The 12,201-nt window shown below is 47.2% G+C and carries 14 protein-coding genes and 1 pseudogene; 9 read left to right on the forward strand and 6 right to left on the reverse strand.

Annotated features, from left to right (window positions below; translation table 11 throughout):
- The 4 genes and pseudogenes from RMO55_RS18565 to RMO55_RS18590 form a co-directional block, all read left to right on the forward strand.
- A partial coding sequence (locus RMO55_RS18565) for a catalase-related domain-containing protein (protein WP_310429044.1) occupies nucleotides 1–872 on the forward strand: 872 nt, incomplete at its 5' end.
- A gap of 591 nt (nucleotides 873–1,463) precedes the next feature.
- Nucleotides 1,464–2,004: pseudogene (locus RMO55_RS22355) on the forward strand (DUF2267 domain-containing protein); the annotation flags it as partial.
- Between the two features lie 38 nt (nucleotides 2,005–2,042).
- The gene (locus tag RMO55_RS18585) at nucleotides 2,043–2,327 is read left to right on the forward strand and encodes a hypothetical protein (RefSeq protein ID WP_310429052.1); all 285 of its coding nucleotides are present in this window, start codon (nucleotides 2,043–2,045) and stop codon (nucleotides 2,325–2,327) included.
- Entirely contained in the window at nucleotides 2,324–2,752 is a 429-nt protein-coding gene (locus RMO55_RS18590) for a hypothetical protein (RefSeq protein WP_310429054.1), read from the forward strand. The genes RMO55_RS18585 and RMO55_RS18590 overlap by 4 nt, the downstream gene beginning before the upstream one ends.
- 366 nt (nucleotides 2,753–3,118) lie before the next feature.
- Here the strand turns inward: RMO55_RS18590 and RMO55_RS18595 are convergent, their stop codons facing one another.
- The 4 genes from RMO55_RS18595 to RMO55_RS18610 all read right to left on the reverse strand — a co-directional run bounded on the left by RMO55_RS18595 (nucleotide 3,119) and on the right by RMO55_RS18610 (nucleotide 8,265).
- Entirely contained in the window at nucleotides 3,119–3,709 is a 591-nt protein-coding gene (locus tag RMO55_RS18595; RefSeq protein WP_310429056.1) for an SAM-dependent methyltransferase, read from the reverse strand.
- Nucleotides 3,706–4,530 carry a PIG-L family deacetylase gene (locus RMO55_RS18600; RefSeq protein ID WP_310429058.1) on the reverse strand — a complete coding sequence of 275 codons (825 nt, stop codon included), beginning with the start codon at nucleotides 4,528–4,530 and terminating at the stop codon, nucleotides 3,706–3,708. Before RMO55_RS18600 ends, RMO55_RS18595 begins: the two co-directional genes overlap by 4 nt.
- Nucleotides 4,514–5,743 (reverse strand): acyl-CoA dehydrogenase family protein, encoded by a 1,230-nt coding sequence (locus RMO55_RS18605; protein ID WP_310429060.1) that lies wholly within the window; start codon nucleotides 5,741–5,743, stop codon nucleotides 4,514–4,516. Before RMO55_RS18605 ends, RMO55_RS18600 begins: the two co-directional genes overlap by 17 nt.
- Before the next feature lie 503 nt (nucleotides 5,744–6,246).
- Nucleotides 6,247–8,265: an ATP-binding protein gene (locus RMO55_RS18610; RefSeq protein ID WP_310429062.1), complete on the reverse strand. Its 2,019-nt coding sequence runs from the start codon at nucleotides 8,263–8,265 to the stop codon at nucleotides 6,247–6,249.
- A gap of 36 nt (nucleotides 8,266–8,301) precedes the next feature.
- On the opposite strand from RMO55_RS18610, the gene RMO55_RS18615 reads away from it, so the two are divergent.
- The 5 genes from RMO55_RS18615 (at nucleotide 8,302) to RMO55_RS18635 (ending at nucleotide 11,313) form a co-directional block, all read left to right on the forward strand.
- Entirely contained in the window at nucleotides 8,302–8,520 is a 219-nt protein-coding gene (locus RMO55_RS18615) for a hypothetical protein (RefSeq protein ID WP_310429064.1), read from the forward strand.
- Between the two features lie 185 nt (nucleotides 8,521–8,705).
- Nucleotides 8,706–9,188: an SDR family oxidoreductase gene (locus RMO55_RS18620; RefSeq protein ID WP_310429066.1), complete on the forward strand. Its 483-nt coding sequence runs from the start codon at nucleotides 8,706–8,708 to the stop codon at nucleotides 9,186–9,188.
- A 21-nt stretch (nucleotides 9,189–9,209) separates the two neighbouring features.
- Nucleotides 9,210–9,476, forward strand: a complete 267-nt coding sequence (locus RMO55_RS18625; RefSeq protein WP_310429068.1) for a hypothetical protein — start codon at nucleotides 9,210–9,212, stop codon at nucleotides 9,474–9,476.
- The gene (locus RMO55_RS18630) at nucleotides 9,455–10,552 is read left to right on the forward strand and encodes an iron-containing redox enzyme family protein (protein WP_310429070.1); all 1,098 of its coding nucleotides are present in this window, start codon (nucleotides 9,455–9,457) and stop codon (nucleotides 10,550–10,552) included. The genes RMO55_RS18625 and RMO55_RS18630 overlap by 22 nt, the downstream gene beginning before the upstream one ends.
- A gap of 5 nt (nucleotides 10,553–10,557) precedes the next feature.
- The gene (locus RMO55_RS18635; protein WP_310429072.1) at nucleotides 10,558–11,313 is read left to right on the forward strand and encodes an SAM-dependent methyltransferase; all 756 of its coding nucleotides are present in this window, start codon (nucleotides 10,558–10,560) and stop codon (nucleotides 11,311–11,313) included.
- Between the two features lie 192 nt (nucleotides 11,314–11,505).
- On the opposite strand, the gene RMO55_RS18640 is transcribed toward RMO55_RS18635, so the two are convergent.
- Complete coding sequence (locus RMO55_RS18640; RefSeq protein ID WP_310429074.1) at nucleotides 11,506–12,015, reverse strand: DUF4385 domain-containing protein; 510 nt, start codon at nucleotides 12,013–12,015, stop codon at nucleotides 11,506–11,508.
- The coding region (locus RMO55_RS18645) for a hypothetical protein (protein WP_310429075.1) at nucleotides 11,990–12,201 on the reverse strand (212 nt) is incomplete at its 5' end. The genes RMO55_RS18640 and RMO55_RS18645, both read right to left, overlap by 26 nt.

The following is a 12,201-nucleotide window of genomic DNA, read 5'->3' on the forward strand; positions in this document are numbered from 1 at the left end:
CAGAGCGGGTAGAAGGGCACAAAGTGCGCGAACGTAGCCCCAGTTTTGCCGACCACTTCAGTCAAGCAACCCTATTTTGGAATAGCTTATCCACTGGCGAACAGGATCGCGTCGTCGAAGCCGCTCACTTTGAACTGGGTAAAGTGCCCCAAAAAGAAGTCAAACAACGGATGCTCGATCGATTCAACAAAGTCGATGGCGAACTCGCCAAGCGCGTTGCTAAAGGTCTAGGAATGCCAGCACCGACCGAACCAGCCACCCCCAACCACGGTCAAAAGTCCCTCGCACTGAGCCAAGAACACACCACCAAGACCGCCAAAGGTCGTAAAGTGGCAATTCTAGCAGCAGATGGTGTCGATGCCGCTCAGATCGCCATGCTCAAGCAATCCCTGAGCGCAATGCACATCAACTCCGAGCTAGTCTCTCTCTATGGCGGATCGATCGTCAACAGCGATGGTGGCAAGATCGAGGTCGATCAGACCTTCTTGACAACTGCATCGGTACTCTACGACGCGATCTATGTCCCTGGTGGCGATCGCAGTATCGAGGCTCTCACCGCCCACGGCGACCCCTTGAGCTTCATTCACGAAGCTTTCAAGCACTTCAAACCGATCGCGGCAACTGGTGAAGGTGTCGATCTACTAATGCAAGCCGACCTCAAAGGGATCGACTCCAGCCAAGTCAATGGCAAAATGAGCAACCAGTTGGGTGTAATTGCCAGCCGCGATCCTGCGGACATGGTGGCATTTACGAAGGCTTTTATCGATGCAATTAAAGAGCATCGGTTCTGGACGCGCCCTATTCCTGGTACTGCATCTGTGAAGGCAGCAGCCGCGAAAATGTTGATGGAAAAAGAACGAGTCAAATCGTAGAACACAAGTCTGTTGGAGATAATGCGTAGATCTCTACCCCACCCTAGCCCTCCCCTTATAAAGCGGATGCAACCACGCGGAGGTTCCCACCGCATGTGTTGCACCAAGCACCGGATGCGCGCACCGTCCTTTGTTCCCCGACAGTGAAGCGCACCAAGCAGGGGAGGGGACAAATCCTAGTTAAGCAGAGGATCTAGAGGCATTTTACTCGACGATAAGTCGGCTCCTCCCCTTTCCAAGGGGAGGTTGGGTGGGGTACAGATCTACGCATCAACTCTAATAGACTTGTGTATACACGGTAGCCTTTCCAAGGGGAGGTTGGGTGGGGTGTAGATCTCCGCATTAACTCTAAATTATTATCAAAACGAACTCTAGCCAACTTGTGTATACACCGTCGCCTTTACAAAGGGGGTTAGGGAGGATTTTTTATTGTCACAGGTAACAAAACAGCCTCTAAAATCTCTACCTTTTGACCGATCGCAGATCTAACTTCTGAAAGATTATGAATCGCTGAATTTTTCCTAACTTGGTTAGTAGCGATTAACCGCAAATTCAAAACTTAAATAATAGTCAAAAGTTATGGCAGATAAAATGCAAATAGATCCACCGAATACTGACCAGCCAACAGGACTTAATCCTGATGGAACATTGAGAAAAAATATACCAGATGTCGATCCGACTGAAATCGAAGATCCCAGAGCGATCTTTGCTGATAAAGATCGGTCTTTTTTGGAATAGGTGATGGTTGAAGGTGGCTTTGCCGATCCTTATGATGCCAGAGATTTTACGGAAGTTGTGTTTCGGATTATGCGCGACTTGATGACAACTGAAGCAGCCGATTCTCCTAAGGGAGAGGCTTCGCCAACGAGTTGCCAGTGAGCTACATGAAGAAATCATGCCCACCGATGAAAAAGCCCTCCAACTGGAAGTAATAGATCTGTGGAAAGATAGCAATCCGATCGTAGCTTTTCTTAGTCGGGTACGTCCACCGTGGCAAGGCCCAGGCATCTTCAAAATTGATTCCGATCGCTTCTTTTTCCGAGCGGCTAATGAAGGCGGATTGGAAGGAGATTCTGACCATAAAGATGGTCGGCGCAAGCGAGCTGTTAAGACTGTATTCACTGCAACTAAATCAGCGTAATTATCCCTGCCAAGGATGAGGCACAGACGATGGTTGCAACTCTTACCGCACTTGCCAATCAGACACATCTGAGCGGAAAGCCTTTGAATCCGCTCACCTATGAGATTATTATCTTAGCCAATAATTGTAGCGATGATTCGGCGACGATCGCGCGTCAGTTTGCCCAGCAGCATCCAGAGCTAGTCTTACATATTGCTGAGGTGACATTACCGCCCGATCTTGCATATATCGGTCAACGCCGGAAGATGAAGCCTTTTATCAAGCCTTACTACGGGTGGATGCGCGGTTTCGCCATAGCCCCCTGGTGCAGGTGACAACCTCAGCAAGAGTATCGGGGCGATCGCCAGTAGGACTAGCAGCCCAGCTTCGTAAATGGGCGGAATTGTCGGAGGGTTCGATGCTTAAAGTCGAACCAGTCGCTGCGATGATTGCTGGGTTTCAATCGCGGCACAAGCTGCGATCGCTGTGGCAGCGATTATTATCTGGCTCGAAGATTTCTGTGGATGAAGTGGAGTCAGTAGCGGGCAAATTAGGGATCTGTGCTAATTGGTTATTCGCTGAGTTGCTCCAACATCACACGTTTGGTGAACTATTCGATCGCGTAGCGCGCCACCAAGGCGGTCGAGTTTCCCAGCATCAGCAACACCATTATTTGAGCCGTTGGCAACCGATCGACGTTAAGGTGGCGATTGAAGAGCTGCGCCAATATTTAGTAACTTTCAATCATCATCCTGGTTGATTTTAGATCCCCGACTTCTTAAAAATTGGGATCTATTCCGTCTACCTAACGTGAGTTCGGGATAAGCTCCGCTCTACACCACCTGGGGATCAATCCCCAGGCCAATAGCTCAAGTCCACTCAAGTGGACTGGCCAATCTTTAGTCCACTTTAGTGGACTTTACCTGTGAGCACCGCACTTGAGCGGGTGGGTGATGAACATAGCAAACATCCCTATCCCGTTGGCGTAGCCTCTCCGTAAGGAGAAACTGACGTTAATTAAGTCCACTTAAGTGGACTTTTGCCAACCGCCCCGCACTTTAGTCGTGGGGCGGTTGGCAACGAAGCACCAAGATTTTAGCATTCTCCTATATAAAACTAGATCTACCTAAATCTTTTCAAATAGATCCAGTCGATATTTGTCCTCAGTTAAACTTTTAATCCGCTTGAGTTTATCGGGCACTAATTTTAAAAAGTCATCATGCACTTCGTCACCAGTTAGTGACAATATACCTCGATCGGCAGTCCAATGTACCAATAATAAATGACCTTGAGCTTGCAACCCTTCGATAATCAGACCTTGGGCTTTATGAAGATCCTCCCAAGACCAGTAGTATCCGACCTCTGACAGGACGATCAGATCGAAAGACTCTGTGGGAAATGATTCCGGCACTGACATCAGCTCAAACTTAATATTAGTTAGCTGTTGACAGCGATCGATTGCTTGCGATTGAGCGATCTGCGAGACATCTACAGATAGCAATGATTGACACCGCCGCGCCAGTTTCTCAGTCAAAATCCCGATCGAGCCGCCAATTTCAAATCCGGATTGATAGAGATTGCTTGGGAGGGCATTCAGCGTCGCTGCATATTTTTTCGCTTCGTACTCGCTGGTAGCAAACTGCCACGGATCGGAATTTTCTTGATAAAGTTGCTCAAAAAATTCGGTGGTTAGGGATTTTGGATTCGATGAATTCATGTTTTTTCTTCAAAATAAACTTCCCAGGGACGGGTAAAATTAGCTAACATTTCGGCACTCAAACAGAAGCCATGCGGATCGTCATCAATTAGTTGACCCAATTGCGATCGGTAGGAATTAATTGCTTGATTTTTTTGCTTTAATACTGACTGAATATCTAATCTCCACCCAGTAATTTGACACAAATCCGCTGTTGTTTGCTGGGAAATATCCCAGTCCCAAATTGGATATTCAATCACTTGCGGTGTGATTTCCAAGCTCAAAATTGCTGCTTCAATCAATTGCCAAGTAGCTCGATGATCGGGATGTGGATCTCTTCGCCAAGGTACAAAGATCGTATCGGGCATGGTTGCTTGTAAATATTTGCGGCAGCGGACTTTCGCGGTCTGAAACTTAGGCGCGGTTATGGTGGGGATAGCACCATCTTTGAGGTGTAAAAAAGTTACTGCCCGCCGATTTACGCCGAGTATTTCCAGTGCTGTCAGGGTTTCTTGCGATCGAATCCACCGCAGCCTTGGAGCTGGATATGTTTGAGAGTTGGGATGGGAACCTGTACCATCGCTGACGATCAGCACACTGACATCATAGCCTTGGCGACAGAGCAAGGAGATCGCGCCCCCACAACCTAGAGTTTCATCATCGGGATGGGGTGCCACGATCAGCACTCGCTGTCGATTGATGGTGTTGATATTGCGGATTGGTAAAGCTGCGGGATCTGCTAATAAAATACCAGAGTTTGTCGGAGTCGATCTCCGTCGTAACGGCAATACAGCACGGGAGGTAACTGGATCGCGTTTCCAGTCTTCAGGTAGATTCTGCATGAGTCCACAGGGTATCGGTAATATCTGTTTTGAGCACGTACTGTCCGACTGAAGCGATCGAGGCATCAAAGGCAGGTTGACGCAGATAGAGAGTCAGATCGCGAATGATCCGCTCGATCGAGTGCGGCGGCAATAATCCCCTTGTGCCAACCGATCGGGAACAGAGCTGGATCGCTTCCATCCCAATTTGTTCGATCGCCGTGCGAACCATGTTGGTATAAGCAACTAGAGCCGCTGCTTGGGGGTGAACGATCGCCGGATCTCCAGCAAAGATCGGATCGTACTGTTCGAGCTGGCTAGCGGCACCCTGGAGCCACAGATGACCACTTTCGATCCCAAGTGCCATTCTACCCAGCCGCTCCTCTTGGGAGGGATCTTTGGTGCGATCTATACTCTGCAAAAATTGACGGGTAGCATCAAATAACGCAGCGGCTCCACCCAACTGCACGGCGGCAAATCTTACCACCCCAGCCGTCAACCAGGGCTGGCGGTAGTAGTCCCCAGGTTGCCCAATTAGCGCGCTCTCGTCCAAGATTACCCCTGTAAAATCCACCTTACAGCTAGCAGTTGCCCGCATCCCCGCAGGTTGCCACCAGCTCGGATCGCTGACGGTGGCGACTTCATCCATCGACACAATACACAGTTGCCAAGCCCCATCTGGCAATGCTCCACCAATAAATAATGGTCGATCGACATATCCGCAACCAGTGGCGAATGTTTTGGCACCTGCTAGCCGATACTTGCCATTCCCTAGCGGCATGATTTTCACGCCATCATTTTCTTCGGCATTCCAGACTCCAAAGATTTTATTTTGGTGAGCAGCGTTAGCAAAAGCTTCGATCTGGGCGGGAGTGCCAAAAGTCTGAATTAGTTGCAAGGCGTTGACATGTCCCTCATAGATCCGCCCCACGACTAGATTTGCTCTGCCGATCGAGGTCAGCAGCGTTAGCAATTTGCCGATCGAACTACCATCAATTCCCAATCCCAATCCACCCCAGGTACGGGCTAAAGGTACCGTCAATAAACCTGCCTTGGCAATTAGCTCAAATTCCTGGACGGGAAAGGCTCCACTGCGATCGATTGTCGCCGCATTCGCCGCACAAAAATCGGTGACATGGGTGACTCGATCGAATAAATCGGTGAGTTCAACTTGACGAGCGGCTAACTCATGGGCGATCCATAATGGCTCTATCGGTAGATGCTTGACGGTCAAAATTTTCGCTCCTTGACATTGAAAAATCGCATATCGCGGACACTTGTGATTAAGTGCATCCTGTCTAATAGTCGATTAATTTAGCGCAATTGGCATCTCTCGATCGAGATGTTTTTGATTGATGAACAATCTATCGAAATGCAGATTTAACGGATACTCTAGCAATCCTAAATGAGAAGCGTAATCCCTAGAGGGCGGGCACGAGGCACCGCCCCTACAAGTTACCTGTAGCAGGGTGGTTTCATACAAGAAAAGAAAAATGTCAAAACCCTAGTTCTTAGTCTTCAAACGCCCTCTGCGAAGGCAGACGCTACGCGAACAAATGAATTTGGGGCTAAGAGCGAAAGTCCACTGAAGTGGACTAAGCGATTTTTCTTCCGGTGTATGAAACCACCCTGCCTACAAGTTACCTGTAGGGGTGCCCCTTGTCGGTACCCGAAGATCTACGTTTAGTACTAATATTTTTATACTGCTGCAAGATCTGGGTATTTTCAAGTACCCTCTCAGTTATTAACCAAAATTGGCAACGTGAAATAAAACTTTGTCCCCTCTCCGAGTTGAGATTTTAGCCAAATTTTGCCACCTTCGGCTTCAATAATTTTCTTGACAATTGCCAGTCCAATCCCTGTACTATCAGATCGATTTTGAGGGTTCACCGCTTGGAAAATCTCAAAAATCTTCTCATGCTGCTCTGGGTCAATCCCTGGGCCATCATCGGCGACAATAAATTCATAGAAATCATCACGCTTTGTCGCTGAAATATAAATCGAACCATCGAGCCTGTGGTGATGTTTGATGCCATTACTAATCAGATTGGTAAATACCTGGGACAGGCATAGCCACTTGGTATGGAAGACTGGTAAATCTGGATCGATAACGATCGAAAATGTTGGCGGTGGATCGATCGAATCGATCGTCTCAGCTAGTAATTCGGTCACAAAGACAGGCTCGATCTGAGTATCTACATGACCGATGCGGGCGTAGTTGAGTAGTCCGTCGATCGTCGCTTCCATCCGCCGGACTCGGCTCCGCAATAGTACCATTTGTGGTCGGGTATCGATGGTCAGCACTCCTTCGAGATCGTCTTCGATCCACTGGGATAGATTGGAAATTCCGCGCAGAGGGGCTTTGAGGTCATGTGCGACAATATGGACGAAAGCATCTAGATCTTGATTTCGTTGTTCGAGATCGGCTTCGGCTTGTTTGCGTTCGGTGATATTCATCATCGTTCCCAGCAGGCGATCCGGCTCCCCTGCGGCATTATAGTAACCGCGTCCTTGCGAGAGTACCCAGCAGATCGTGTCATCTGGGTGAATAGTCCGGTATTCCTTGACAAATTCACCACACTCACGGATGGCAATGCTCATCGTCTCAGATACCCGATCGCGGTCGTCGGGATGTATTATTTCTAACCGCTCGGCATAGGTCAATTGCAAATCGGGTGAGAGTCCGAAAAGTGCTTGGCAGCGAGCGTCCCAGGTCAAAAGCTGCGTCTGGATATCTAAGCACCAAATGCCCTGGTTCCCGCCCTCAAGCGCAAGCTGGAGCCTTTCCTCGCTCAATCGAATCCGATCGGACGATCGGATTCGATCGTAGTCCACTCGATTGAGAATACCAGCATTTAGTTCAATTAGTCCGAATAAGGTTGCTACCAGCAACAGTGCCATCAGCGAAAACGCAAAATTAGCATCGTATAAATTGGCCTGATAACCGCGCAAAATCAGCCAACCGAGCACCACAGGTACCAGGATGGCGATCGGTATAAATCGGCGGGCGACATCACCACCGATTAAATCGCTAGTGATCGCCCGCATCCAGCCAAGATCGCTCTTGAGTGCCAAAATCCCTGCACATAAGACGATAAACACGACGGCTGTCTCAAAGGCCATTGCCGTCGTGTTTATGCTGAATTGATAAAATACTCGGACGTTATAGATGTAGCCGATCGCAGCTTGGAGTGCAATAAAACCAGCCACGAGTGCCAGAGTTTGACCAATTGCGATTCGATTGCTGAGGTATATTTGGTATTTTCGTTGTCGCTGCGGTTGTAGATGCTGGTGATTTGCCAGCCACAGTCCTAGCCCCACCAAGCCAAAATTAATTGCCGTATTGATGCCCATCCGACCAGGGTCTGAAGCGATCGGTGCTACCAGATCGCGAATTAGCACTTCATCGATGCCGAGATTCCAGCCAAAGATATACTGACTGAGGGTAGTGAGTCCGATCATACTCACTGCGATCGCGCATCCTTTCGCAATTCGGGTCGTTAGCATTCGTTGCTGGCGAGTTTGGAGATTTAGCGATATCCCCGCCAGGATGAAACACAGTGCCGTATTGGCTTTCATCGTCGCGGAGCCAGGAATCACGCTCTTGAGTACCGCTAGATCTAGGAACCAGCCAATTAAGACTAGAATTCCCGCCAGCATGACCACGCCACTGCTAATCTTCGCTATTTGTAGATCTAGAGGATCTATGCTTGCAAACCAGCTTTTGGTGCGTGTGAATGAGTGCGATCTTTGCATACTAAATCACTATTTAATTGTTCAGGAGGACTGTAAATGCTCGATCTAATTTACTCGCTCGAAAATGAGATCGATTCCTTGAAGCTCGGTGGCATCCTCAGCCGTTTATCTCTGTCAAAAAAATTGATGTGCTGGATCTCCCACTTCGGGATTTCATCAGCCGATCGGAGACAACTTGTTTTGCCATCTCACTTTTTCAAGCCCCATGAACGACTACCATTATGCTTGATTAAGTGGTCGGAATCCGCCTTTTGAAAATAAACAACTATAAATGTTATACCTTTAGACAGAGGTTATGTTTCGTGGATGTTGGGATGCTAGAACAGCAGTGCAAAACTTAGGAAACCCAGTAATGGCTGATTTACACAATATTGTTGAAGGCGTACAAGATACTCTAGGCAAATTAACGCCTACCCCAGTTATTCTCCAAACTCGATATTTTGGTCAATAATGCTGGGATTGCTGGGACGACTGACTCGATCGAAAAGGCGACAGTAGAAGACTACGAACAGGTGTTTAACCTGAATGTTCGTGGCGTTTTATTCTCATTGCAGGAAGCGTCCAAACACATGGGCAATGGCGGCAGAATTGTGAATATTTCTTCAACAACAACCTTGCATCCTAGTGGCAGAATGGCCGTTTATGCAGCCAGCAAAGCGGCAGTCAAGCTATTTACCCAAGTGATGGCACAGGAAGTCGGCGATCGAGATATCACGGTCAATACCGTTACACCTGGGCCAACTGTACCTGGTATGTTTAGCCGTTTATCGCCCGAACATCAACAGCAAGCTGCCGCCAGTTCGCCCTTCAATCGTGTGGGTACACCCCAAGATATTGCCGATATTGTGGCATTTTTGGTAAGTGAAGACGCGCGATGGATCTCAGGTCAAGAAATCTGTGCTAATGGCGGCGCAAAGATTTAATTAAATACACGCTTTAAACCAATGAATAATACTCTATTCGATCGATTATTTCGAGACGCTGCTGGTCAAATTGTGATCTGGCAACCACCCAATTTACCGATCTTAATCTGGGTGTCCGCTACATTGCTCAAGCTGGTCTTTCAAACTGGTCAAGTTAAACTTGTACTAGATTTATTAGCTTTTAGTTCTCTCCTCTACTGGTCGTTCCTCGAAATCACCCAAGGTGTTAATTATTTTCGGCGAGATTTGGGGGTAGTTGTCCTCCCGTGCCTTTTATCGATCCAGTAAAGAATTTTGCGTCTCCGGCAACGACAGATTACGATCGAGCAGAACAGCTATTTGTTCAGCTTTTAACTACAGAGAATCTCGATAGACAGGTAATTACCAATCAGGGTGTGCAAGAGGTCAAATTGGCATTTCAAGAGTTTGAAACCGCTTTGCAGAATGCTTTGGCAATTAGCTATCTAGATCGGGCAACGCCAGAGATCGAAAATCGGTTTTTACAGCGGATTCTCTACCGCATTAACCGACTTAATTTTATCTGGTACAAAGATTTAAACGAGTATACTAACGAACGTTCGCGGTACGTGCAATGGGTGCGCGATCGGATTGAGGAGCCTTGGCAAGTTTGGGAGTCAGCCCAGCTCGATCTCAATGTCAAAGATTTAGCTACAAATGACATTAAAGCGGCATTAATTGCGCGAGGAGATGTCGATTTAGCACCGCCAATATCGGCAAATAAGTGGTATTTGCGGCACGAAATGACCCTAGAGAGCTATCGTTACCTAATTGCGATCGCTTCTTTGGATGGGTTGGTAGAGTCCAGTCGCCTGTGCAATTTGTTAGGTGGTGCTAGCAATGAAATCCAGGCGACACTGATCCGCGTTTTGCTCGAAGAATATGGAAATGGTCGCCTCAGTCGCAAGCATTCTACTTTCTTTGCAGAAATGATGGTAGAACTCGATCTCGATCCGACTCCAGAAGCTTATCTGGATTTGGTGCCGTGGGAAGTTTTAGCCTCAATCAATCACAATTTCCTGCTCACCCAGCGTAAGCGCAACTTCTTACGATACATCGGTGGCTTTACCTACTTTGAAATTGTTGGCCCTTCAGTCTATCAAGACTATATCGCTGCTACCGATCGCTTGGGACTGTCCGAAGCTGCCAAGGGGTATTGGGAATTGCATGTCAAAGAAGACGAACGACACGGACAATGGATGCTCCACAACGTCTCATTACCGCTAGTCGATATGTATCCCCAGCAGGCATGGGAACTCGTCCTCGGATACGACCAAGACAAGTATATGAGCGATCGGGCTGGCAATGCAATCGTCAAAATCATTCAAAATTCAACATTTAATTAAAACACATGAATTTGCTCCAAACGCCAACCAATCGAGAAAATACCTCGGTTCAATCTTATTCGCCCAATGAAGTATTTTTCTGTCCCGAAGAATCTCAATTTTATTCCCAATGTTTAGAACGAATGGTGCTCAATCGTTGTACCAGCTCGGAACTAGTAATTGAGTTTGGTTCTGGCGATGGCTCTCCTGTGATTCACAGCTTGCTCAAAACTCCTTTTCAAGGCAAAATTCACGGGTATGAGTTGAATTCTACCTCGGCGAAACTAGCGCAATCGCGAATCGATCGCTATCAACTAAATGATAAATATGTCGTTCGCAATCAATGCTTTTTTGAAGGTTGGCAACAGTCTGGAGCTAATTATCTGATTGCTAATCCGCCTTATTTGCCTGCACCTGACAATGATATTTATATGCCATCCTTGCATGGCGGAGCCGATGGTGCGGCGATTACCAAACGTCTATTTACAGTGGGTTGCGATCGGGTGTTATCGATGATTTCTGCCTATTCAAATCCTGTCGAAACTATTGAGTATGCGATCGATCGCGGGTATCAAGTAATTGATTTTACAATCTCGCCGTTGGAATTTGGCTATTATAGTTCTGAATCAAAGGTAAAAGAGACGATTAGCGCGCTCAAAAGAGATCGCAAAGCTTTTTATTCGCCAAATGTCTATCTACTGGCTGGCGTATTATTTGAAAAGCAAGGTCGAGGCTCCCAAGATCTATCAGCAGAACTACTACATGTTATGACCGCTTTTTAGCTGGTAAGCTGTCGAACATTGAAATCGAGTTATGAAGGTAAGAGTGTTAACTTAGATCCCCGACTTCTTGGACTCGACTTTGTTTGTAGCAGCACTAGTTTTAACCGCTGAATTCTTTGAAGTGCTGCTTGTCTTGAATTTGTCGTTGGCTAGCTATGATAGTAGATCCTCGATCGATGATTAATACTCAGCTTACAAAGCTTTTGCTGGCATTCCATCATCCGAAAGAGGTAGGGATCGTTCATTTGGGGGAGATGTGGTAAGTAGATGTCGTTCGAGCATCATCAAATAATCGGGATCTGTCTTGGCTAATTGCCACACTTCATGAAAAATTCTAGCAGATTCGGCTTTAATTGGATCTTCCTGATTTGGTAAGATAATTTTGGAATCCTTGGCATATTTGCGCCCTGATTTATGATTGGCATAACGACGAGCGCGAGTGTAACCCATCTGGAGAAACTTCCGCGCCATATCCATCCCGACAAAATCTTTCTGTTGCTTATATTCAAGGAACAGATCGTAAATTTTATCGGCAGATTGGCGGGCAATTTCTGGTGTTTTAAATCTCCAGTACGGTAAGATTTCGCTTTTATAAGGTTCGACGAGTAAGACACCTTGCTCGCCTTTACCAACGCGATAAAGTTCGGGATGTTGGCGGAAATCGATCGTTTTAAAGTCAAGTGTATAGTCGAATTTCTGCATTGTTGGATTTGTGGCGGAGATCTACCCACCCCGCCTGCGGCACCCCTGTCTTGTCTTGCTGTCTTGTCGTTTTTTTATTCGGGGGGAACCCCCGAATAAAAACGCCGCTAAACCGTCGGGGAACCCGACGAGCGCAAATCGCTGCGGTTAAAAAAAGATCTTCGATCGTAGTAATAAAATCGAAGT

It is taken from the genome of Chamaesiphon sp. VAR_48_metabat_135_sub (assembly GCF_031418915.1).
Taxonomy (GTDB): Bacteria; Cyanobacteriota; Cyanobacteriia; order Cyanobacteriales; family Chamaesiphonaceae; genus Chamaesiphon.